Below are 24,433 nucleotides of genomic sequence, written 5' to 3'. Positions count from 1 at the left end.
AATCTGTAGCTAACAATTCATATCATTCCATCTATTAATATCAGTGAAACAATCATACTATTCACTCTTCTGATATCGTAAAAGTTACTTTTCTTTCTACAAAGGAAGCAACTGTCTTTTGTTTATAGATAGCAGGTCGCCAATTAGGACCTTTTGTAAAAATTCTTGTCACTTCTTCAGCTGTACCAAAGCCAGGGTCCTCTTTTACTTTAAAATCTTTGATGACACCATTTGGCTGAACAATAAAAGTAACTTTTACAACATACTTACCGGGAGGTGCTCCTTTCTCAATGGGAATATTTAAATTAATATTCTTTTGCAAATATTTCTGCCATCCTATTTCTCCCCCGGGAAAATCTGCTGGGTGTTCGACCTGTGTTGGTAATGTACTTGGTTGTATATTTTGGGGTTCAGCTTTTGAAGGATAATAATTTGCTGCATCCTTAACAAGTTTGTCAACTCCTTGCTCACCTGCAAATTTTCTGGCAAATTCGTTCCTGCTTGCAGGATCTTTTAAATCATACCCTTCAACAGTTGGAGGATCAGTATGTAAATACAATACTTTTACCACATTATGAATTGGTTTAGTATGAGAAATTGTAATCACATAATTCGGTGATCCATTTTCTTGTATCTCAGCACTTTTAGTCGTTATTTGCACGATACTTTTTATCGCTTCATCTGTTAACGCTTTTATCGAAACAGGATCCTTAATCACAGTTATTTCTTGTATCATATCAGAATTCAATCTATTAAACTGATCATAGCTGATTCTTTTCCCATCTAGCAATAATAATAAGCCTTCCGATGATTTATAAATATCCCGAAATTTGAGATAAGGGTTGTCCACCAATTTTAGTGATTGAAGATTTCCTGCTTTGTCTTCTTGAACTTCCACTTTACTAGCTCCAAATTCAAAAAGAGGATTTACATTATTCAACGGATCTAAATCACCTTTTATTTTTTGATTCTTCTCTTTAGTAGCTAAAAATTGTTCAACACCCTGTAAAATGGATAAAGCCATTTTACTTTGATAAGACTCATCTTTTAATAATTTCAGTTCCTCTTTATTACTAATAAAACCAGTTTCAATTAAGACAGATGGGCACTTCAATTTTTGTAAAACATATACTCCTTTTTCACGCGATTTGATACCCAGAAAAGGATTAGCTACACTGCTCATCATATTGCCTACCATATTTGCGAACTGATAATTATTTTCATAATCATAGGCCTTATCTTTTGAAGCAATATACAATTCCGCTCCTTTTGAAGGGTTTTCCTTTGTTTTGCCATGTAGAGATTTTATAGGGGGTGCATTGTTCGCATGCACAGAAATAAATAGATCGGGAGAAAATTGTTCTGCTATTTCTGCTACCTTAACTACCGTGTTAAATACATCGGTCTCTCTTGTCAATATCACTTTAATATTCGGGTTTGAATTTAACTCCTTGATTTTCTTTGCAAAAGCAAGACTCAAATCCGATTCCTTGGTTCCATCATATCCTCTGGCTCCAACGTCTTCTCCCCCATGACCCGGATTGATCACGATAGTATATGTTTTATTGAAGAAAAAAGATTTAAAAGGTATAGCAGAGAAAGTCTTTTTGGGGTCACCAATAACATGGGCTCTAAAATCACCTACTACATTTTCAACCACCGATGCCACTGAAATAGGTTTATCGATCCTAGATTGTTTACTTCTAAAGGCGAATAGAACAATAAGTACTGCAAGCAGAGGTAATGCTACCAGTCTGCGTAGATAACTGAATCTTGGGTTTTTATGATTTGTCAACATTTGTAACCTCCTTTTGATGGGTGAAAAAAAGAATGGATGCGTTAGTGGAAATTGTTGCTGTGGATATACTGCCGTCAACAACATCTTCGCTAATGCCGCCGTATCACCATCACGTACCGATCGCTTATCTGCAATGAATTCGTGGATCATATCCATTTCCTTTCTCAATAACCAAAAGAAAGGATTGAACCAACCTGCAACAAGTATCAACTGTATCAGCATTTTGTCAACCGAATGACGTTGCTGTACATGTGTGAGTTCATGCTGCAGGATCTGCTTACCCGATGCGCTTCGGATATCGATCTCATCATTCCAGAAAATATATCGGAAGAAGGAAAAAGGCGTCCCCTTTGCCTGTGTGATGATCAGAAATATGTCTTCAATTTGTCTGCATGGATTCTTTTTCAATAACTGATAAATTCGATACAATGCATGTAGCATCGTGATCAATAAAAATCCACCTACAGAAACATACAGAATGGATAATAAACTTTCCGTACTCCAGTGAAATCCCTTTGATTTCACAACAGACTCTAACTCTGTGTTATTATCTGCTACTACTGTTAAAAAACGAATCACTCGCTCGTTGTCACTAAAACTACTGGTCCATTGAATTTTGATCAAGGGCACGATCCATGATAATAGGGCTACACTCAATAAATAAAAGCGATTGTACTGATGAAATTTTTTATTACGCAGCACTATCCAATAATAGCCCATCATAATAGCGCTACACAATAAGACTTGCAGAAAATAATATGCAGTACTCAGCATAAATTACTTTTTAGCGTTTTTAATTTCTTGCAAAAGCATTTCCAATTCACGAATACTAATATCTTTTTGCTTTACCATAAAGGATACCGCTTCACTAAAAGAACCTTCAAAATAGCCTTCCACCAATGTTCGTATCGTGCTCGATGAATACTCCTCTTTTGATACCAATGGATAGTAACGGTGCATACGTCCAACAGGAATGATGCCAACAAAACCTTTCTCTACCAGTATTTTTAAGATGGTAGCCACCGTGTTCGAATGGGGCTTGGGTTCGGGCTGCAGCTCCAAAATATCCTTCAGGAATGCTTCTTCCAGTTTCCAAATGCTTTGCATGATCTGCTCTTCCGCTTTTGTCAATGGTTTCATGGGGTAATTTTTAATGACAAAACAAACCTAAAACTAATTTTTTAGTTTTACAACTATTTTTTTAGTTATTCTAAAAAAATTGTCAGAATGCCTCAGGGGAATGTATTTTGTGTGCGTGAATGGTGAATGGTCAATGGTCAATAATGTTTTATATGATTATCCGATTCACAACTCACAATTGACAATTGACAAATCACATGAAATACTACCTCATATCCGGTGAAGCCAGTGGCGATTTACATGGCAGTAACCTTATTAAGGAGTTACAAAAAGAAGACGCGAACGCAGATATTCGATGCTGGGGTGGTGATTTAATGGCTGCCGCCGGAGCCACTTTGGTGAAGCATTATAAAGACTTAGCCTTCATGGGTTTTGTGGAAGTGATCAAAAATCTGCCTACCATTTTACGCAATATCAAATTTTGCAAAGAGGATATAGCAGCGTATCAGCCCGATGCATTGGTATTGATCGATTATCCCGGTTTTAATTTAAGAATTGCTGAATGGGCGCACAAACAGGGCTATAAAGTGGTTTATTATATCTCTCCACAAGTATGGGCATGGAAGGAAAACAGGGTAAAACAAATGAAAAAATGCATCGATCTATTGCTTTGTATTCTCCCTTTTGAAAAAAATTATTATAAAACCAAATGGAACTGGGAAGTTGAATATGTTGGACATCCTTTGGTGGAAGTGGTGGAGAGGAAGAAAAAGTTGACAGTTGATAGTTTACGGTTGACAGGGGGGGAAGAAAAGTTGACAGATGATAGTTTACTGTTGACAGGAGAGAATACAGAGATTTCAACAACACTGTCAACTGTCAACTATCAACTACCAACTAACATCATCGCACTCCTACCCGGTAGCCGAAAGCAAGAAATTGCCAAAAAGCTACCCATCATGTTAAGTGTGGCTTCACATTTTCCTGAATACACATTCATTGTGGCGAAAGCACCCGGATTGGAAGATGAATTTTATACTCCTTTCTTAGATACTGCAACCAATGTAACCAGCGTTCGTAATCAAACCTATGATCTACTGATGAAAGCTGATGCTGCACTGGTAACCAGCGGGACTGCTACGCTTGAAACAGCATTATTTGGTGTACCGGAAGTGGTTTGTTACAAAGGAAATAGTATCAGTTATCAAATCGCCAAACGATTGATCAACATCAAATACATTTCACTTGTTAATCTAATTATGGATAAACAGGTGGTAAAAGAATTGATTCAACAGGAGCTCACCACAGAAAATTTGGTGACGGAATTAGCACTCATTCTCAACAATCCATCACATCGGCAAAAAATACTGGCTGATTATTCAACGCTTACTCATCTGCTTACAGAAGGTGGCAATGCATCTGAACAAGCTGCAAAAAAGATTATTGAATTAGTACAATAATTACCCTTTGAATAAAGGCAAGATTACTAATTTGAAAATGATGATCAGAATTGCAATGATGAACATAATCAGGGATATTCTGTTCATGCCATGCATGTATTTCATCCACTGTGTGCGTGGCTCATTGGGATCTTTTTTTCTTAAATAAAGATATTCTGCCATTTGTTTTAGAATGCCCATAGCTCTAATTTAAACAAAAATAACAAGTCTAAATGGATTTGGTTCTCCAAACCTTAATCAGATAGATTTGTAATACCTCAGATGCTATTGCCATGAAAAAATCATTACTCGTCATCAGTTTGTGTGTTGTATCTCTTTTCTGTAAAGCCCAGTTTAACATCAACAAGATTGATATCGTTAGAGACAGCTTTGGCGTACCCCATATTTTCGCCCCTACCGATGCTGAAGTGGCGTACGGATTGGCATGGGCGCATGCTGAAGACGATTTCTCCACCATTCAACAGTCGTATATGGCAGGCAAAGCCATGTTAGGTGCTTATAAAGGAAAAGAGGGGGCCACCATTGATTATATCGTTCATCTTATGCGTATTAAAGAACTGGTGGAAGCTAAATATGAATCGGATATATCTCCTGCTTATAAAAAATTATTGGAAGGATATGCGGCAGGTTTTAATGCCTATGCCAAAGCTCATCCTAAAGAAGTTTTATTGAAACAACTTTTTCCTATTACACCAAAAGATATGTTGCAATACTCTGTATTACAACTATGTGTGTTATCAGGTGCAGATGGTGCTTTGAAATCCATATTCGGAGGCACCGTTCAGGTATTGAATGATATGAAACCCGGCGGCAGTAATGCTTTTGCGTTCAATTCAAAGAAAACCACCGATGGACAAACCTATTTGGCGATCAATTCACACCAACCCCTGGAAGGACCAGTAAGCTGGTATGAAGCACATTTGCAAAGCGAGGAGGGATGGAATATCATTGGTGCTAATTTCCCGGGAGCGCCTACTATTCTTAGTGGTGTCAATGAGTACTTAGGTTGGGCACATACGGTGAATGAACCTGATAAATTAGATGTCTATCAGTTGTCGATCCATCCGAACAACAAACTACAATACCTATTCGACGGAAAATGGGAAACACTGGAAGAAAAAACAGCGAAACTGAAAGTAAAAGTATCCGGTATTCGTATCGGTGTGAAACGAATAGTCTATTGGAGTAAATACGGTCCAACAGTGATCACCGAACGTGGCACATTCTCCATTCGTATGCCCGCGCAAATGGATATTCGCGGACTGGAAGAATGGTATTGGCTCAACAAAGCCAGAAACTTTACCGACTTCAAAAAAGCTTTGAACATGATGGCCATTCCCGGTTATAATATTGTATATGCCGATCGATATGACACTATTTATTACCTCAGTAATGGTCGCATTCCGGTTCGAGACAAATCTTTTAACTGGCGGGGAACCTTACCGGGGAATACTTCTAAGACTTTATGGACAGAGATACATCCATTGGATAAATTACCACAGGTATTACAACCCGCATCCGGTTTTGTGTACAATACCAATCATTCGCCCTTTCATGCAACAGAAGGACCGGAGAATTTCAAACTTGTAGACCCAACGATGGGATATGAAACTTTGGAGAACAACAGAAGTATGCGTTTTGCCGAGTTGGTAAAGCAATATGATAAAGTTTCGTATGAAGATTTCAAACGCATCAAATACGATGGAAGGTATCCTGAAAAATTTTCTTTTGCCATTGATATTGATAGTCTGTTCTTATTAAATGCTGATCAGTATCCTCAACTCGCAGCGCTCATTCAACAACTCAAACAATGGGATTGCAACAGTGATATCCAAAATACAGGGGCTACTATTTTTGCGCATATCAATTACCAAATCTATGCGCTTGCCAGACAAGGAAAAAGACCTCATGTACTCACCACTCCTATTTGCATTGCTTTACTCGAAAACACAAAGAAATATCTATTGCAATATTTCGGTAAAACCAGTGTGCCTTTAGGTGATTATCAAAAACATGTACGTGGCGATAAAGCCATTCCCCTACCCGGCTTACCGGATGTATTGACTGCGATGTATTCGGTAGCTTGGAAAGATGGAATGGTAAAAGGCAACCAGGGCGAGAGTTATATTGAACTGGTTCGTTTTACAAAAGAGGGGCCGATCATTGAAAGTATCAATACCTATGGAGCTTCTGCCAAAAAGGGAAGTCCGCATTATACCGATCAGATGGAAATGTTTGCAGAACAGAAAACGAAAAAGATGAGTTTGAAAAAAGAAGATGCTTATAAAAACGCCATTCGGGTCTATCACCCAAAATAACCACTATCAACTATACACTGTCAACTGTCAACCAGCTACTCAAATGATGACTGATTTGTGCAGTCTCAATAATAAATCCATCATGTCCATAAGTAGAATCGATTTCAACCAAGGTAGCATTGGGCATGTGTTCTTTCATGAATCTTTGTTCGTCTAAAGGACAAAGAATATCACTTCTGATACCCATAATCAGTACAGGTTGTTGGATGCTGTTTAGTGCTTTAATCAAGTCTCCACCTCTTCCTCTACCCAGATGATGCGTGTCCATAGATTTTGTGAGCAACCAATAAGAATAGGCATTGAATCGTTTCACCAGTTTCTCACCTTGGTAGTTGATATAGGATGAAGCCCTGAAATCATCGATCTTCTCAGGATCAGGATCTGTTTGTGCTTGCTGAAAAATTCCATAATTACGATAGGTAAGCATTCCAATAGCGCGTGCTGCTTTTAATCCGGCAGCTCCCGCTTTCTCATGTTTATCCTTCCAAGTAAGATCAGCTTCAATGGCTAATCGCTGAGCTGTATGTATGGCGACACCCCACGCACTCTCAGATGGTGATGTGGCTATAAGAAATATTTTCTGAATGCGTTTTTGTTCCATTATTGCCCACTCCAATACTTGATAACCACCCATACTTCCACCCATCAATAAAAATATCTGTTCAATTTGTAAATATTCACGCAACAGAATATGGGCATTTACCATATCGCGAATGGTAACAGCGGGAAAATCACTGAAATAAGTATCCTGAGTTTTTGGATTTACACTTAAAGGACCGGTAGTGCCATAGCAGGAGCCAAGGATATTTGCACAAACAATAAAATACTTTTCAGGGTCAATCAAACAATCTTCACCTACCAACCCCTTCCACCAATCTGCACAATCTGCACTCGCCGTTAATGCATGACAAACCCATATTACCTTGGTATCAGCACCTTTCCAAACACCATAAGTATGATAAGCAATGGTGATTTCAGGCAACACCACCCCACTCTCTAAAACAAACGGCTGTTTGCTTTCAAAATACTGTAGTTGATTATTCCGCATTTCAACAGCAAAATAAGGGCATGCATGAATTACATTTGTAAAAATCTTTGGATACTTTCTTTGATACCATAAATCCATTGCTCATGCCCCATAAAATAACAGATGCCATCCGCATACAAACAGACAAAACCAATGAGATGGAACATTCCACACCATTGTTCCTAACCAGTAGTTTTTGTTTTGATGATGCCGAATCTATGCGTGCTGCATTTGCTGATGAAACATCAGATAATATTTACAGCCGTTTCAGTAATCCGAATGTGCAAGAATTTATCGACAAAATCTGCGCGCTGGAAGGCGCTGAAGCTGGTTATGCCACTGCTTCCGGTATGAGTGCAGTATTTGGATCTTTTATGGCCTTGATGAAAAAAGGGGATCATCTATTATCGTGCAATTCCATTTTTGGAAGTACCCATACTGTTATCTCAAAATACCTGCCCAAATACGGAATCGATTATTCCTATATAGCTGCCAATGCTTCAGAAGCAGACTGGGAAGCAGCAATTCAACTGAATACCCGAATGATCTATCTCGAAACACCTACCAATCCCGGGTTAGATATATTGGATATGGATATGATCGGCAGGATCGCTCGCAAATATCAGATCATTTTAAACGTGGATAATTGTTTTGCTACACCGGTTAACCAACGTCCCATTGAATATGGAGCTGATCTGGTTGTGCATTCAGCTACCAAATGGCTAGACGGACAAGGCCGTGTATTGGGTGGTGTAATTGTAGGCAAGAAAGAACTGATCCAGGATATCTATTTGTTTTGTAGAAGCACAGGCCCAGCATTATCTCCATTCAATGCCTGGATACTGAGTAAAAGTTTGGAGACCTTAGATGTAAGAATGGAGAGACATGCATCCAATGCCTTGTATATCGCTCAAGCATTGGAAGCGCATCCAAAATTGAGTGGGTTGAAATATCCTTTTTTAAAAAGTCATCCACAATATGCTATTGCTACCCAACAGATGCAAAACGGAGGTGGTATTGTTTGTTTTGAGCTGAAAGGAGGTTTGGAAGCAGGACGCACATTTCTGAATCGCTTAAAAATGCTTTCCTTAACTGCCAACTTGGGAGATACCAGAAGTATTGCTTCTCACCCCGCGAGTACAACCCATGCAAAACTTTCGGAAGAGGAACGTCTGGCAGTGAATATTACACCAGGATTGATTCGTATTTCAGTAGGATTAGAACATAAAGAAGATATTTTGACAGATATCTTACAGGCGCTATCTTAGTATGCTTCTTTTCTTTAAAAGAAGCTGATTCAAAAATCTAAATATCTTTAAGCTCAATAATTGCAATAAGTAGAATGCGTTGGTATGCCCCCCTTTTTATTTTTTGTTGGATGATTTCTTTGCATGTCAATGCTCAGGAAAATTCGTCGGCTGCCACACTCATCAGAGATATTTATAGTAATTGGGTCAATGATCGTCCATTTGCTTATCAGGAATGTGATACTTTTTTTTATTCGGATAAAGTAGATACTGCGATCATCAGTAAGGTAAAGGCAAGTTTTCTATCAGACAAAGAATTCAAAGAATGGGATCCCGATCAGGCAGCCTATGTAAAAAGAAAAACAAGGTTCACCCTGGAAGAACGGAGATATATTGTTGCGCAGCTGGATTTGATTAAAAACATGAAATGGCCGGCAAAAATGTTCCCTTTTGCCTACATGATCCCTTTAGAAAAGGTAGACCCAATTCTTTCCAAAACAGATCAAAGCAAATTAAAACCGCAACAGAAGATTTGCATGGAAGTACATCATTTTTCATCTCCCATTTTTTTAAGAAACAATACACTCTGCTTTTTCTATTTAGGCAAGAGTAATATCTTCTCAAAAGAAGGTGCGTTTTGGATCTATGAAAAAATCGAAGGTGAATGGAAAAGATTGGCCAGCATTTACGAATGGTCTGTTGCCAATACAGGCAAATACAATAAAGAGATTGATTTCTTCAATACACCCTAATTCATTTTTGTATTGCCATTCCCGACATCACTTTTTTCATCACTTTGATCTTTCCCCAGCGAGGTAAAGTCATCAGAGAGTACACCAATAATTTCGTTAACCAACCCGGTAGCACAGTTACTTGTTTTCCCAACGCCTTTAAAATGGGTACGCCAACTTCTTCCGGTGTTAATGCTTTACCCATGTTCATATGGGCTCGACTGGCAAATCCACTTGATACGGGTCCGGGTGCCGCTGCCAATACAGCAACGTTAAAGGGTTGTAGTTCTTCTGATAATGCTTCTGCCAAGGATTGAACATAGGCTTTTGTTGCAGCATAATGAGCCGCATATGGTACCCCCTGAAAAGCTACCATTGAACTCAGGAATATCATACCACCTCTTTTTTGCTGTGAAAACCTTTGCGCATAATAATGCGACAATATCAAAACAGATTCGCAATTAAGTCGCAGCATATTGATTTCTGTATGCAGTGAGGAATGCTGTAATAGTCCGAAAGTTCCATACCCCGCAGCCAACACCAATAAGCCCACCTCTTTATATTGAATTTGCTGAATCAAAAGATCTGTATTTCCTTCTACCGATAAATCAATAGGAATAACTTCTACCTGAACATTGTATTTTACCTGAACGGTATCCCTTACTTCTTTTAATTTTTTCTCATCCCTTGCTACAATGACCAGATCAAAACCTGCAGAAGCCAGTTTCTCCGCCAATTCTTTTCCAATACCGGATGAGGCTCCCGTCACCAATGCAGTTGGACCATATTGATGATACAATCGTTTTTTTTCTTTGGGTGAGAATAACATAACAGCTTATTTTAACTATTAACGAAGTATGATTTGAATCGTAATGGTTTTACCGGCCTCAACAGTGATAGCCGCATCAGAAAAAGCAGGCGGCCTATTTTGGATGCGCTCATCATTGTAAAAACCGATCGGGTCTTGGGTAAATCCCAGTAAATTCTTTTTCAGGTCTTTGTTGGCATCCATATCCTGAAAAGCAACGACTCCATATTTTCCGGGTGGTACGTCTTTGAATACAATACTCATCTGCTCGGCATTCACGCGTACAGCTGTACCGATCAATTGTTTACGCGGTTTGGGGAAATTGGCTTCCAGAAAGAGTACTGCCGATAACTCTCCTCCCTTGGATACTGAGATACCCTTTACTTCAACAATGACAATGGATGACGATTGCTTGGAAGGATAAAACAACAACAGATGGGCGGTCACTACTAAAAAGTGAATCATACTGTAGATTTAATACAGCAAAAATGATTCAAGGATCAGTGAAGAAACGATAACAAATGTTTAGATTTTTACTTGCGCTGATTTTTTAAGCGACTCAAATGCACCGGTGTGATGCCCCAATAAGAAGCGATCATGTGTTGGGGAACCCTGTTATGGATATTCGGGAAAACCTCTGTTATGGAATCATACCGCTCTTTAGGGGTCAATGCAAACATGTTTTTGATCGGGGTATCCTGGTAGATAAAGTAATACTCAGCGATTAATCTTCCAAGTTTATCTCCTTCTTGTAATTCCTGATACCCCCATTCAATAATCGACTTAGGCATTACAATGACGAAAGTATCTTCCAAAGTCTGCAAGGAGTAAACAGAGGGTCTTTTCAGCATAAAAGCGGAGTAATCTGCAATGAACTGATTCTCCTGTGCAAAATGGATGGTATGTTCTACCCCTTCTTCATCTGTAATCAATACGCGAATCATGCCCTTTTGAATAAAAAATATTTCATTGGGTGTAATGAGGGGCTTACTGAGTATTTCATTTTTTTTAAAGCGTTTCTCAAGACAGTGACTCAGGAAATACTCCAGTTCCTTGTCTGATATCGCGATCATCGCTCTTATTGTGTTTACCAATGACTCCATGAAGCAGTAACTCTTTTAAAAATTTGATTGTTTCGCCCATAGAAACTGAATAATCTGTAAATTCATCACTTCCTATTGACCTTAAATCTAACGAAACCAACCAAAACAAAGCAATATGAATACCAAAACAGGATCACTACTTGCCTCCATGATGTTCTTTCAATACTTCATTTGGGGCGCCTGGTATGTTACCATGGGAACTTATATGGGCGAACATTTACAATCAACAGGGGTTGAAATTGGTGCTGCATACAGTGCCCTCGCCATTGCCACTATGATCTCTCCTTTTTTTGTGGGTATGATCGCCGATCGTTTTTTTGCCGCACAGAAAATCATGGGCGTATTACACCTGATCGGTGGAGCACTTCTTTTCCTAGCTACCCAAATCACAGATAGCAGTACCTTCTATTGGGTGATCCTTGGTTATTCACTTTTATATATGCCTACCATTGCACTAAGCAATAGTGTTGCCTTCTCCCAAATGACCGATCCCGGAAAACAGTTTCCCTGGATTCGCGTTTTCGGAACATTGGGTTGGATTGTTGCCGGCGTTTTAATCGGACAACTGGGTATCGAAAAAACCGCTTCTACGTTTCATATGGCAGCAGCTGTTTCTATAGGATTGGGCTTATTGAGTTTTGTATTGCCCAACACGCCTCCGAATGGTGCAGATGGCTCTGCATCTAAGGCTTTGGGAACGGAAGCATTTGTATTATTCAAAGAAAGACCTTATCTCATATTTTTTATCGCTGCTATTCTTGTTTGTATTCCACTTTCATTTTACTATGGCTTTGCCAATCCATTCCTGAATGAATTGAATTTTGAAAATGCAGCCAGTAAAATGACTTTAGGACAAGTATCTGAAGCCGTATTCATTCTCGCCATCCCATTCCTTTTCAATAGAATTGGCGTGAAGAATATGATCCTACTGGGTATGACTGCATGGATCCTCCGTTATGTTTTCTTTGCCTATGGTGATACCGGAAACAATACCTGGATGTTGTATGCGGGAATCGTATTACATGGTATCTGTTATGATTTCTTCTTTGTAACCGGATATATGTATACCGAGAAAAAAGCAGGCGCCAAAATTAAAAATGCCGCACAAGGTCTTTTTACATTTGCCACTTATGGTGTTGGTATGTTCATCGGAACCTGGTTCAGTGGTTATATCGTTGACATGTACAAAACAGGTGAAACCCATAACTGGCTCAACATCTGGTTCGTACCCGCCTACATTGCCATGGGCGTATTGATTTATTTTATTTTGTTCTTTAAAGAAAAGAAAACGGCTTAGTTGGTGAATGGTCAATTGTGAATTATGAATGAGGCTTGTTCTATTCACAATTGACCATTCACAATTGACCATTCACAATTCACATCTCTCAACCGCTCACTATGAAAAAAATTGCCATGCTTGGCTCCGGCTTTATTGGCCGATTTTATGCCGATTCATTACAAGGATACAGAAGTCGTGATAAAATTGTAAGTATCTATTCACGCAGAGAAGAAAGTGCTAAAAAATTTGCTGACGATTATCATTGCGATCATTGGACTACCAACATGGAAGAATCCATTGCACATCCTGATGTAGAAGTAGTATGTATTGCACTTCCCAATAATTTACATGAAGCTGCCGTGCTATTATGTTGTAAACATAAAAAAGCAGTGATCACCACCAAGCCATTGGGTAGAAATGCGGCAGAAGCCAAAAGAATGTTATTGGCAGTGGAAGAAGCCGGTATTTTCAACGGTTATCTGGAAGATCTGGTGTATACTCCCAAATTCATCAAAGCCATGGAAAGCGTGAAAAATGGGGCTTTGGGAAGAATTCTTTGGGCTAAATCCAGAGAAACACATCCTGGTCCGCACAGCGAATGGTTTTGGGATATTGAACAAGCGGGAGGCGGATGTATTCTTGACTTGGGTTGTCATTGCGTAGAGATCACACGCAGTTATATCGGAAAAGATATCAAACCCGTTGAAGTCATGTGTTGGGCTGATACGCAAGTAAAACCTATTGATGCGGAAGACCATGCCATTGGTTTGGTGAAATATGAAAATGGAGCCATCGGACAATTTGAAGTAAGCTGGACTTTCCGCGGCGGACTCGATCTCCGTGATGAAGTGATGGGTAGTGAAGGCACTATCTGGATCAATAGTTTTTTGAGAACAGGTTTTGATATGTTCACCACAGGAAAAGGTGCTGATTATGTTGCAGAGAAAGCAGAGAGCAATACCGGATGGCTCTTCCCGGTGGGCGATGAATTAAATGAACTGGGCTACAATCACATGTTCATGGATATGTTCAACGCCATCGAAAAAGGAATTGATCCAAAAGAAACTTTCTATGATGGTTATGTGGTGAATGCGATATTAGATGCCGCTTACAAATCAGCTAAGAGTAAACAATGGGAACCTGTGCAACTCGATATCTGGCGCGGACAAACAGGGCTCACCAAAGAAAGTCATTTGGTTGCTTATGATGATGAGCATTATCTGATCAAAGAAGAAATGACGCATTTTGGTACAAAGAAGTTAATCCTGAAACATAAAACAACAGGTAAGATCACTGAACGCATACTGGAATCATAAATAAAATAGAAAACAGGCTGCTTTCATACACTGAATACTCTTATCATTCAATCAACGCTTATGCGTTCTATACTATGTAAGATATTAGTAGTGATGGGAATGATTTCCTGTAACAATCGTTCATATGACGACTGGACAGTGTATGGAGGCAGTGCTGAAGCCATTAAATATTCTTCTCTTGCGCAAATAGACAGCACCAATGTTACAGATTTAAAGATTGCCTGGGAATACCATACAGGAGATGCTGATACTGCTAAATTTTCTCAGATACAGTGTAATCCCATCATCGTTCAAGGAACACTCTATGCTACTACACCAAAATTGCAGTTGATTGCATTGGATGCCAAGACTGGAAAACTGAAATGGAGTTTCAATCCCGACTCTGCTAATCGCAACAAAGAATTCTATCATTTTATTTTAAATAATAACAGGGGTGTTACCTATTGGGAGGATAAAGATGATACCCGAATTTTTTATACTGCAGGATCTTCTTTATACGCTGTACATGCACAAACCGGAAAGCTGATTGAATCGTTTGGAAAACAAGGAAGCGTTGATCTGCATGAGGGACTGGGAAGAGATGTAAAAGACCTGTATGTAGCAGCTACTTCACCGGGAATTATTTATAAAGATTTATATATTCTTGGTTCAAGAGTGGATGAAGGTCCTAATGCTGCACCCGGTCATATCAGGGCTTTTGATGTGAGAACAGGAAAAATAAAATGGATATTTCATACCATTCCTCAACCGGGTGAATATGGTTTTGACAGTTGGGAAGACCCCAATGCATGGAAAAATATTGGAGGAGCTAATAGTTGGAGTGGATTCAGTCTCGACAAAGAAAGAGGCATCCTGTTTGCTCCAACCGGGTCAGCTTCTTTTGATTTTTATGGCGGTATGAGAAAAGGCGCCAACCTTTTTGCGAATTGCCTACTTGCACTCGATGCAGCTACTGGAAAAAGAAAATGGCATTTTCAGTTCATACACCATGACTTATGGGATTATGATATTCCCGCTCCCCCGGTACTGGTAAACATTCTGCACAACGGAAAAAAAATAGACGCTGTTGCGCAAACCACCAAACATGGAATGGTGTACGTCTTCAATCGCGAAACAGGTGAACCCATTTTTCCGATCAATGAAGTGCCGGTTGATACCACAACCCATATCCCCGGCGAAAAAGTTTGGCCTACACAACCTATTCCTACACTGCCTAAACCTTTTGTGAGACAGGGTTTTACCGAAGCTGATATCAACCCCTATTTGGCAGACAGTTCAAAAGCAGCCATCAGCAAACAACTCGCCACCTATCGTTATGGAAAAATGTTTATACCCCCGGGTACACAAACAGCAGTTCAGTTTCCCGGTTTGGATGGAGGGGCTGAATGGGGCGGCCCTTCTTTTGATCCTGAAACAGGTTTTTTATATGTGAACGCAAATGAAATGCCCTGGTTGATGACGCTTATGCCTACGACTAAAAGAACGGAACAAAAAGAAACAGTTGCAAAAGCAGGCCAAAGATTGTACACACAGTATTGTGTAAGCTGTCATGGCACCGACAGAAAAGGAACAGGTAATAATCCATCCATACTGCATGTTGATAAAACTTACACCAACGATGGTTTAGATTCATTGATTCGTACCGGTAGAAGAATGATGCCTGCATTTACGCAACTACATGAGCAAGAACGAAAAGCCATCATTGCATATATTCTCTCACTGCAAAAAGAAAAAAATAAACCATACAGTGGACCCAAACAGCCCATTGACAGTTTCAGAAACCTACCTTGGACGATTACAGGTTATTACAAGTTTATGAAAGACGGCTATCCCGCCATTCGTCCACCTTGGGGATCTCTCACTGCTATTAACCTCAACAACGGTGAACAGGTATGGCAAACAGCTTTGGGAGAATACCCAGCGTTAAAATCCAAAGGCATTCCGGCAACAGGAACTGAAAACTATGGTGGCTCAGTGGTGACAGCAGGTGGACTTGTTTTCATCGCTGCCACAAGCGATAAAATGATCCGTGCGTTTCATAAAAGAACAGGAAAATTATTGTGGGAACATCCCCTTCCTGCGCCCGGATTTGCCACTCCTTCTATTTATGCGGTAAACGGTAAACAGTTTTTGGTGATTGCCTGTGGTGGCGGAAAACTCGGAACAAAATCGGGCGATAGTTATGTAGCCTTCGCACTACCCGATTAAAAATTGTTATCGATCGATTAAAGTTCTCCCTGTTTTCAATTGTTGCACTGAATAATTACTCAATATTACAAGCCAGCTTTACCAATACTTCTACTGCTTTCTCCATATCGCGTACACTCACCCATTCGTGTTTACTATGAATGGCCTGCATTCCCGTAAAAATATTGGCACAAGGTAATCCTATAAAACTCAGTCTGCTGCCATCAGTGCCACCTCTAATGGGTTCTTTTCGTAATACCAAACCAGCTGCTCGATATGCTTTTTCAGCTCTCTCATTTACCTGTGGGTGACGGTCAAGTACTTCTTTCATATTGCGGTACTGTTCCTTTACTTCAAAGCTGTAAGAAGTTCCGGGATATTGTCTGATGATTTGCTCACACATTTCACGCAGCTTATTTTCGTACACAGTGAGTTGCTGCGTTTTAAAATCACGTATAATAAACTCTATGGTTGCTCTTTCCGCAATACCATCCATATGAACCGGATGAACAAAGCCCTGTCTTTTTTCTGTTGCTTCAGGACACCATTCAGTGGTGGGTAAGGCTGTCAGCAATGAAGATGCCAATTTTAATGCATTCACTAATTTTCCTTTTGCATAACCCGGATGCGCACTGATTCCGTAAAATGTAATGACCACTCCATCAGCGCTAAAAGTTTCGTCTTCATAAGTACCCAGCTCTCCTCCATCCAATGTATAACCAAAGTCTGCCCCGAGTTTTTGCATGTCCAATTTTTCTGTACCCCTTCCCACTTCTTCATCAGGCGTGAATAATATTTTAATGATGCCATGAGGCAGTTCAGGATGTTGCATGAGATAATGAGCCATATCCATAATAATGGCTACACCACTCTTATCATCAGCTCCTAATAAGGTTAAACCACTTGCTGTAATAATATCTTTTCCGATTTGCTTTTCCAGATAGGGGTATGCTTCTGTACTGATTTGCTGCGAAGGATCATCAGGCAAAACAATTATCTGTCCTTGATAATTTTTATGAAGAATGGGTTTTACGTTCGTTCCACTACAATCAGGAGCTGTATCAACATGACTACAAAAACAAATAACTGGTAAAACTTCATTGGTGGTAGCGGGTATAGTGGCGTACACATATCCATATTCGTCAGTTTCAACTGCATCAATACCCATTGCTTTTAATTCATCAGCAAGCAGCTTGGAAAGTATCTTCTGTTTCTCTGTACTTGGAAAACTATTACTATGTGGATCACTTTGTGTGTCGATTTGAACGTAACGCATAAAACGTTCTGCTACGGTAAAAGAGTATGGATGAAACATCCTGCAAAATAATGAAATCAGTTACTGTATCGACGGATACTTGCAATTACCAATTCTGTTTTTTATTTTGTATGCAACCAAAAACAACCATATGAAAAAAACACTGATCGGCTCCGTTGTTGGAGCGATTATTCTGTTTCTCTGGCAATTTCTTTCTTGGACAATTGCAGAATTGCATAGACCTGCACAAGCGTATACACCCAAGCAAGATAGCATCTTACAATATCTCAGTACTCAATTTACAGAAGATGGCACTTACTTCCTGCCTACCTATCCTGATGGAGCAAGTATGGAAGAGCAACAAAAAATGGCAGATGCTGCTGTTGGCAAACCTTGGGCACAAATTGCATACCACAAGTCTATGGACATGAACATGGGTTTAAATATGGGAAGAGGTTTGGCCATCAATATTGTAATACTACTGATCGTATGTTGGATATTTAAACAAATGGGAAGTCCGTCGTTCGCTACCATAATTTCTGCCTCATTGTGTATTGGTTTGATCGGATTTTTCAATATATCCTACACCAATCACATTTGGTTTCAAACGCGCGACCTGATGGTAAATCTAATTGATGCTGTTGCCGGATGGGGGCTTACAGGTTTATGGCTGGGCTGGTGGTTGAGAAGAAATTAAGCTGAAGACAACAATAAAAAAGCTCCGGAAATATTTCCGGAGCTTTTTTATTATCGTTCCACTATCATTTATGGGGTGATGATGAGAGAACTACCTCCATTGATCGAAACCAATTCCAAATCAAAGATCAGATCTTCACCTGCCAAAGGATGATTGGCATCCAATACCACCACCGCTTCACGTACTTCTGTAATGACTACCGGAAAATTTTGTCCGGATCCATTACTCATATTCAATTGCATGCCTACCTCAGGAACCATATCAGCAGGAAAACGATCACGAGGGAATTCCATGATCATGTGTTCTTCTTTTTGTCCATAAGCCTGATCAGCAGGAATATGAATGGTTTTTTTATCACCAATGATCATACCGGTAACACCTTCATCAAATCCGGGAATCACCATGCCACTTCCTACTTCAAACTCAAGGGGTTCTCTGCCAGCAGATGAATCAAAAGTTGTTCCGTTGGTAAGTTTACCGTGATAATGTACTTTTACAGTATCACCTTTTTTTACTTGTTGCATATTCTTTTGTTGTGTTGAAAATTGACGGAACTTATCAAAGACATCTGTATCGGAGGACCAGAATAAAAAGTTAAGTTCAAATTAAATCATGTCGAACTGCAAAAGTACAATCTCTGAATCAAGAATCACCAAGTATTTTTCAGTAACTTTCGGGCTTCAAAAATGTCTGTATGAAGCAAGTTTTATATGTTTTACTGGTCTTGGCTTTTTCCTCTACAACTATTGCCCAGCCTAAATCCGGTATTGGAAACAAGCAAGAAAAAATAGAAGAGACCCCTGTAACACCAGCAGCTTTTCGTACAGAAGTGTATTTACCCCTTCTTCGAGGGAAGAGGGTCGGCATTTTCGCCAATCATACTGCCACCATTGGCAAAAAACATTTGGTAGATAGTTTATATACTTTAGGGATTAAGATCGCAAAAGTATTTGGTCCTGAACATGGTTTCAGAGGAGATGCTGATGCCGGAGAAAAAGTAGATACCTATACAGACCCTCAACTGGACATCCCCGTTATTTCTTTATATGGTAAAAAAAGAAAGCCCAGTGCCGAAGACCTAGCGGATGTAGATGTTTTACTCTTTGATATTCAAGATGTAGGAACGCGATTTTATACCTATATCTCTTCCTTACAAGAGTTCATGGATGCAGCATTTGAACATGGTAAACCATTGATGATATTGGATCGTCCAAATCCAAATGGATTTTATGTAGATGGTCCTGTATTGGATACAGCATACAAGAGTTTTGTAGGCATGCAGCCCATACCTATTGTTTATGGTATGACCATTGGAGAATATGCCATGATGCTTGCCGGAGAAAAATGGTTATCACCCAAAGCCAATGAACGCTATGACTATTATCGCAGAGCAGAAAATTCACGCGATACACTTTTTCATTTCATAGTCATCAAAAATGAAAATTATGATCATAAAAGCAAATACACATTACCTGTAAAGCCCTCTCCTAACTTACCGGATATGGCTTCTATTTACTGGTATGCCAGCACTTGTTTTTTTGAAGGAACTGTATTGAGTGAAGGACGCGGCACAGAACATCCTTTTGTAATTTTTGGTCATCCTTATTTACCCAAAAGCATGTACGCGTTTACGCCTATTAGTCGCGATGGAGCCAAAGAGCCAAAACTAAAAGACAAACAGTGTTATGGATGGAATCTATTTGGTACAAACGACCAAGTATTGAAGAATGTTGATAATAAAATCCAGCTGAAATACCTGTTGGAAGCTTACAAACTATTCCCTGATAAAGAGAACTTTTTCATTAAACCCAAGAGTGATCGTCCCACCGATTATTTTTTCAACAAACTCGCAGGATCTGATGCATTAATGAATCAAATCAAAGCCGGAAAAACTGAAAAAGAAATCAGAGACAGCTGGGCACCCGAAATTACCGAGTTTAAAAAAATCAGAAAGAAGTATTTACTGTATAGAGATTTTGAATAACAAAAATGAGTGAAAAGTGAAAGGTGAAAATACTGTTTCACCTTTCACTTTTCACCTTTCACTTATCACATTTCACACATGCGCATCATTTTCATGGGTACACCTGAATTTGCAGTAGCATCACTTGATGCACTTGTAAACAGAGGATATGATATTATAGCTGTTGTTACTGCTCCTGATAAACCTGCAGGTAGAGGGCTTAAAATGCATGAAAGTGCCGTGAAACAGTATGCTGTTGCGCATGGGTTACGGTTACTGCAACCGATCAAATTAAAAGATCCTGATTTTATCCAAGCACTTCAAGAATTAAAAGCCGATTTACAAATTGTAGTAGCATTTCGCATGTTGCCGGAAGTGGTATGGAATATGCCTCCAATGGGTACTATTAATCTTCATGGCTCTTTATTACCACAGTATCGAGGTGCTGCACCTATCAATTGGGCTGTGATCAATGGTGAAAAAGAAACCGGTGTTACCACTTTTAAACTAAAGCATGAAATTGATACCGGCAATATCCTCTTACAACGTTCATTTCCCATTGGTGAAGATGAGACAGCAGGCGAAGTGCATGACCGAATGAAACTTATTGGAGCCGACCTACTGTTAGAAACAATCAATGGATTCAAAAATGATTCCCTTAAAGAAAAGCCACAAGATGTTTTAAGTGAAAATGTCCTACTAAAACATGCTCCCAAAATTTTCACAGAAACTTGTGTCATTAAATGGGATCGTTCTACAATAGATATTCATAACCTGATCCGCGGTCTATCCCCTTTTCCAGGTGCTTTGACGAAATTGGATGGAAAGGTGTTAAAAATATACAAGAGTGCTACAGAACATGAACAACATCAACACACAGCAGGTACTGTATTTACAGATGGTAAAAGCTTTTTAAAATTTGCTACTGCTGACGGATATATCCATGTGTTAGATCTACAGCTGGAGGGAAAGAAAAGAATGTCGATCAATGATTTCCTGAGAGGATATCGTCCTCATTAGATATTACTGCACAAGTTTTGATTGTAGAACTTCCTTTGAAACAATCCCAAAATCTCTCCAAACCTCTTTTCCGTTCTTGTAAATGATAAAAGTAGGAAGTGCATCAGCTTTGATATGTTTCATTACTTCAATATCATTACCACCATCTACTTTTACCAATGTAAATTTGTCTGCAAGCTCAGTTTGTAGTTGATGAATCACAGGTTCCATCTTTTTACAAGGTGGACACCATTCTGCTCCTACATCAATCAATACAACACCTGATTGAATTTTTTTCTCAAATTCACTTATACTTAACTGAGTTACTGCTTGAGAAGCCTCTAGTTTTTTTCCAGACACTTGCCATGCCGATGTTCCACCTTTCAAATTATAGACTTCTTTGAATCCTTTTTTTAATAACCATTTCGCAGCCTGTTCACTTCTTACTCCTGAAGCACAATACACTAACAAAGGTTTCTGTGGATTCAAGTATTGAGTACGCTCCTCGAATTCCTTTTTATTGAGCCAATCTGCCTGAAGAGCTCCTTTCAAATAACCTGCTTTAAATTCTCCGGCAGTTCTCACATCGAGTATCTGATAATTATTGGAATTGAATTTTGCTTCAAATTCAGCAACGGATATACTCAGATTACCCTGTCCATTACTTTCACAAGCAAATAGTAATACCCACATAAAAAAGCAACAAAACTTAAGTAAGAAATCTTTCATACCAACATCATTTATTCAAAAAAAGTAAGTGTAACAGTAAACTTTTCATCTTTGATGCCCAATGCCGATGCTGCTGCATTATTCATACGTAATAGTAACCCTTCATCACCCTTAGTAACCGGCAATTGTGAAAGAACCCTAGCACAAATACTTTTATTATTGGATGCCGTAATCCGAACAATCGTACCGGGTTTGATATCATTGATCAATACATAATATTTTCTGTCTGTCCACCCACTAATGGTTTTAAAAGTAGCTGCATCACCAGAACGATACTGTTGTACCAATGTCAGATCATCTCTATCATAAAGAGAAGCAAAAAAACCTTCATCAGATAGTGAGGCATTATTAACGGACGAAGTATTATTTTTTTCATCAAGGTCTTTATGAAAAACAGGCTGCGCTTCCTTTTCTTTTATAAGAACTGTTTTGGATTGCTCAGATACTTGTGATTTTGTTGCCATATCTGTTACAACAGGAGTCTTAACTACTCTTTCCGTTACTGTTTCTTTTTGTGTTGATACGAGAGATGGCTGATCGCTGTTTGTTTTGATATAACCTACCACCAATTCCTGTCCATTTTTCACTCCCGCGGCACCTAATTTATTCCAAATTTTTAGTCGGCTTACAGGCACTTTGTTATACCGTTGACTGATCTTAAAAAAATTATCCCCTTTTACAACCGTATGATAAACAGGTGTTCCCGTTTTCTGCGAGATATCATCGATGCTTAAAGGTATCTTCAGTGTACTACCTTTTGACAATACCGAAGACGGACTTCTTCCATTAAAACGTGAAAGTTGAGAAGCAGTTAATCCATAGATGCGTCCGATGGATGACAAGGATTCTTTTTCGCCAACTTTATGTTCGATATACATAGCGTTGGACTTCCCTTTCAATACCAGTTTCTGCTGTGCAATTACACAAAAGCATAACAACAGCATTCCAATAAAAATGAATCCTTTTTTCATAGCCATTTGCATGTACAAAGAGTGGCAAATGTAAGGATTTAAGGCTTTACAAGTCATTGAAAGTCGTATTAATCAATGTTGATTATTGTTTTAAAATACGCCACTCTTGTGGATAGTAGTTATTGATGCGATTGGGAAGTGATTTGATCCAACCCAATGGCAAACTTTCATACATGACCAGATTCCACCCTTTTGAAGAGTCGAGGTAAAGGTCTTGTCTTCTTAAATATTTAAGTGCTTCTTCTGTATTTACAGATACCTGATTAAAATGATGCAAAGGCAGCGTACTCATGGTCAACTCATGTGCAGGAATCATATCTTTTCCTTTGAGTTCACCTACTCCTACACCGGCTTTACGTATGTATAAATTACTTGCTAATTGTTGGAGATCATGATGCCACTTCTCATCAATGAATCGAAACTGATCGCCCTGTTTAAAAACAAAAAAACTTTCTGCAATCGATAAGAAAGCCCGTACTTGTTCGAGTTCTTGCTTTTGTGGCAATTTCAATGATGCAGATTTGCCTTTACCAACCGCAGTGGCAGGACTTTTCTTTCTAAAAGCAGCGATGAAAAAACCTTCTCCTTTGAGTTGATCCGGATAAAAACGATAACATGGCGCATTGTTTTTTTCTGAAAAAGTTTCAACAATATTCCAGTCTTTGGGAATATTAACAGCTAATGCTTCAAATTCTCCGGAAGACATTAACCAATCTACAATCATTTCATCCTCTTCTTGAGAATAAGAGCAAGTTGCATAAATCAGTAAACCATTTTCATTTAATGATGGAATGATATCATTCAATATTCTTTGTTGACGCAGACTACAATGTTGCACATGATCTAAACTCCACTCTGCAATGGCATCCGGATCTTTTCGAAACAACCCACTACCACTACAAGGTGCATCTACCACAATTACATCAAATGTGATTCCAGCTTGAGTAAAATGAGCAGGATCATTATTCGTAACTATAACATTACTATTCCCCCATTTGGTTAAGTTTTCGACCAAAATACTGGCTCTCGATTTAATGACTTCATTACTTACCAATAATCCATCTCTAAAATAAGAAGCAAGTAAAGTAGACTTTCCACCCGGTGCAGCACAAAGGTCTAACACTTTTTTATTTTGAGGATCCGGCACCGATTGAGCAATTACTTCCCATAAAAACATGCTACTTGCATCCTGAACATAATAAGCCCCTGCATGAAAAGAGGGATCTAATGTGAAGGATGGTCGTTCATCCAGGTAAATGCCTAAAGGACACCAAGGAATAGGTTGGCCTATAAAAGAATGACTTGTAGATGATTTCTTTGCCGGATTCAACCGAATAGCTGTTACCTGCTCGCCGGATTCATGAACCCCCTTGAAAGAAGATTCCCGAAATCCTTTGACAGATTGAAGCGATTGAATCAAATCAGGCGGTAAAGTCATGTTGCAAAAGTAAGCAAGCCATCATAA

General features: G+C 39.1%; 22 protein-coding genes. 10 read left to right on the top strand and 12 right to left on the bottom strand.

Features of this window, described 5'->3' with window-relative positions; all coding sequences use genetic code 11:
• Positions 1–61 precede the first annotated feature (61 nt).
• Complete coding sequence (locus ACTIEV_RS08285; RefSeq protein ID WP_322196853.1) at positions 62–2,572, bottom strand: N-acetylmuramoyl-L-alanine amidase; 2,511 nt, start codon at positions 2,570–2,572, stop codon at positions 62–64.
• A gap of 3 nt (positions 2,573–2,575) precedes the next feature.
• Positions 2,576–2,938, bottom strand: a complete 363-nt coding sequence (locus ACTIEV_RS08280; RefSeq protein WP_322196852.1) for a BlaI/MecI/CopY family transcriptional regulator — start codon at positions 2,936–2,938, stop codon at positions 2,576–2,578.
• 197 nt (positions 2,939–3,135) lie between these two features.
• Here ACTIEV_RS08280 and ACTIEV_RS08275 point away from each other — a divergent pair, with 197 nt between their 5' ends.
• Entirely contained in the window at positions 3,136–4,338 is a 1,203-nt protein-coding gene (locus ACTIEV_RS08275; RefSeq protein WP_322196851.1) for a lipid-A-disaccharide synthase, read from the top strand.
• Here the strand turns inward: ACTIEV_RS08275 and ACTIEV_RS08270 are convergent, their stop codons facing one another.
• Positions 4,339–4,518 carry a DUF6728 family protein gene (locus ACTIEV_RS08270; protein ID WP_250687618.1) on the bottom strand — a complete coding sequence of 60 codons (180 nt, stop codon included), beginning with the start codon at positions 4,516–4,518 and terminating at the stop codon, positions 4,339–4,341.
• Between the two features lie 92 nt (positions 4,519–4,610).
• Between ACTIEV_RS08270 and ACTIEV_RS08265 the strand changes: the two genes are divergently transcribed.
• Positions 4,611–6,656, top strand: coding sequence for an acylase (locus ACTIEV_RS08265; protein ID WP_322196850.1), 2,046 nt, complete (start codon positions 4,611–4,613; stop codon positions 6,654–6,656).
• A gap of 10 nt (positions 6,657–6,666) precedes the next feature.
• Here the strand turns inward: ACTIEV_RS08265 and ACTIEV_RS08260 are convergent, their stop codons facing one another.
• Complete coding sequence (locus ACTIEV_RS08260; protein ID WP_322196849.1) at positions 6,667–7,704, bottom strand: homoserine O-acetyltransferase family protein; 1,038 nt, start codon at positions 7,702–7,704, stop codon at positions 6,667–6,669.
• Positions 7,705–7,787: 83 nt separating this feature from the next.
• Between ACTIEV_RS08260 and ACTIEV_RS08255 the strand changes: the two genes are divergently transcribed.
• Entirely contained in the window at positions 7,788–8,951 is a 1,164-nt protein-coding gene (locus ACTIEV_RS08255; RefSeq protein ID WP_322196848.1) for a trans-sulfuration enzyme family protein, read from the top strand.
• A 110-nt stretch (positions 8,952–9,061) separates the two neighbouring features.
• Positions 9,062–9,682, top strand: a complete 621-nt coding sequence (locus ACTIEV_RS08250) for a hypothetical protein (RefSeq protein WP_322196847.1) — start codon at positions 9,062–9,064, stop codon at positions 9,680–9,682.
• 1 nt (position 9,683) lies between these two features.
• On the opposite strand, the gene ACTIEV_RS08245 is transcribed toward ACTIEV_RS08250, so the two are convergent.
• The 3 genes from ACTIEV_RS08245 to ACTIEV_RS08235 all read right to left on the bottom strand — a co-directional run bounded on the left by ACTIEV_RS08245 (position 9,684) and on the right by ACTIEV_RS08235 (position 11,542).
• Entirely contained in the window at positions 9,684–10,490 is an 807-nt protein-coding gene (locus tag ACTIEV_RS08245) for an SDR family NAD(P)-dependent oxidoreductase (RefSeq protein ID WP_322196846.1), read from the bottom strand.
• An 18-nt stretch (positions 10,491–10,508) separates the two neighbouring features.
• Positions 10,509–10,934 (bottom strand): DUF2141 domain-containing protein, encoded by a 426-nt coding sequence (locus ACTIEV_RS08240; protein ID WP_439516333.1) that lies wholly within the window; start codon positions 10,932–10,934, stop codon positions 10,509–10,511.
• 68 nt (positions 10,935–11,002) lie between these two features.
• Complete coding sequence (locus ACTIEV_RS08235) at positions 11,003–11,542, bottom strand: Crp/Fnr family transcriptional regulator (RefSeq protein WP_322196844.1); 540 nt, start codon at positions 11,540–11,542, stop codon at positions 11,003–11,005.
• 145 nt (positions 11,543–11,687) lie between these two features.
• Here ACTIEV_RS08235 and ACTIEV_RS08230 point away from each other — a divergent pair, with 145 nt between their 5' ends.
• The 3 genes from ACTIEV_RS08230 to ACTIEV_RS08220 all read left to right on the top strand — a co-directional run bounded on the left by ACTIEV_RS08230 (position 11,688) and on the right by ACTIEV_RS08220 (position 16,375).
• Positions 11,688–12,869, top strand: a complete 1,182-nt coding sequence (locus tag ACTIEV_RS08230) for a nucleoside permease (RefSeq protein WP_322196843.1) — start codon at positions 11,688–11,690, stop codon at positions 12,867–12,869.
• 101 nt (positions 12,870–12,970) lie between these two features.
• Positions 12,971–14,167, top strand: coding sequence for a Gfo/Idh/MocA family protein (locus ACTIEV_RS08225; protein WP_322196842.1), 1,197 nt, complete (start codon positions 12,971–12,973; stop codon positions 14,165–14,167).
• Positions 14,168–14,227: 60 nt separating this feature from the next.
• Positions 14,228–16,375 carry an outer membrane protein assembly factor BamB family protein gene (locus ACTIEV_RS08220; protein ID WP_322196841.1) on the top strand — a complete coding sequence of 716 codons (2,148 nt, stop codon included), beginning with the start codon at positions 14,228–14,230 and terminating at the stop codon, positions 16,373–16,375.
• A gap of 55 nt (positions 16,376–16,430) precedes the next feature.
• Here the strand turns inward: ACTIEV_RS08220 and pepT are convergent, their stop codons facing one another.
• The gene (gene pepT, locus ACTIEV_RS08215) at positions 16,431–17,669 is read right to left on the bottom strand and encodes a peptidase T (RefSeq protein WP_322196840.1); all 1,239 of its coding nucleotides are present in this window, start codon (positions 17,667–17,669) and stop codon (positions 16,431–16,433) included.
• Positions 17,670–17,760: 91 nt separating this feature from the next.
• Between pepT and ACTIEV_RS08210 the strand changes: the two genes are divergently transcribed.
• Positions 17,761–18,306 (top strand): hypothetical protein, encoded by a 546-nt coding sequence (locus ACTIEV_RS08210; RefSeq protein ID WP_322196839.1) that lies wholly within the window; start codon positions 17,761–17,763, stop codon positions 18,304–18,306.
• Between the two features lie 68 nt (positions 18,307–18,374).
• Here the strand turns inward: ACTIEV_RS08210 and ACTIEV_RS08205 are convergent, their stop codons facing one another.
• The gene (locus ACTIEV_RS08205) at positions 18,375–18,830 is read right to left on the bottom strand and encodes an FKBP-type peptidyl-prolyl cis-trans isomerase (protein WP_322196838.1); all 456 of its coding nucleotides are present in this window, start codon (positions 18,828–18,830) and stop codon (positions 18,375–18,377) included.
• Between the two features lie 170 nt (positions 18,831–19,000).
• Here ACTIEV_RS08205 and ACTIEV_RS08200 point away from each other — a divergent pair, with 170 nt between their 5' ends.
• Entirely contained in the window at positions 19,001–20,290 is a 1,290-nt protein-coding gene (locus tag ACTIEV_RS08200; protein ID WP_322196837.1) for an exo-beta-N-acetylmuramidase NamZ family protein, read from the top strand.
• A 78-nt stretch (positions 20,291–20,368) separates the two neighbouring features.
• Positions 20,369–21,289: a methionyl-tRNA formyltransferase gene (gene fmt / locus ACTIEV_RS08195; RefSeq protein WP_322196836.1), complete on the top strand. Its 921-nt coding sequence runs from the start codon at positions 20,369–20,371 to the stop codon at positions 21,287–21,289.
• Between the two features lie 3 nt (positions 21,290–21,292).
• On the opposite strand, the gene ACTIEV_RS08190 is transcribed toward fmt, so the two are convergent.
• The 3 genes from ACTIEV_RS08190 to ACTIEV_RS08180 form a co-directional block, all read right to left on the bottom strand.
• The gene (locus ACTIEV_RS08190) at positions 21,293–21,997 is read right to left on the bottom strand and encodes a rhodanese-like domain-containing protein (RefSeq protein ID WP_322196835.1); all 705 of its coding nucleotides are present in this window, start codon (positions 21,995–21,997) and stop codon (positions 21,293–21,295) included.
• Positions 21,998–22,008: 11 nt separating this feature from the next.
• The gene (locus tag ACTIEV_RS08185; RefSeq protein ID WP_322196834.1) at positions 22,009–22,968 is read right to left on the bottom strand and encodes a lytic transglycosylase; all 960 of its coding nucleotides are present in this window, start codon (positions 22,966–22,968) and stop codon (positions 22,009–22,011) included.
• 82 nt (positions 22,969–23,050) lie between these two features.
• A complete protein-coding gene (locus tag ACTIEV_RS08180; RefSeq protein ID WP_322196833.1) occupies positions 23,051–24,406 on the bottom strand; it encodes a methyltransferase RsmF C-terminal domain-like protein in 1,356 nt (451 codons plus the stop codon).
• Positions 24,407–24,433: the final 27 nt, after the last annotated feature.

The organism is Sediminibacterium sp. (genome assembly GCF_051861365.1).
Lineage (GTDB): Bacteria > Bacteroidota > Bacteroidia > Chitinophagales > Chitinophagaceae > Sediminibacterium.
Note: the sequence above shows the minus strand (reverse complement) of the source record. Positions and strands in the feature narration are given on the sequence as shown.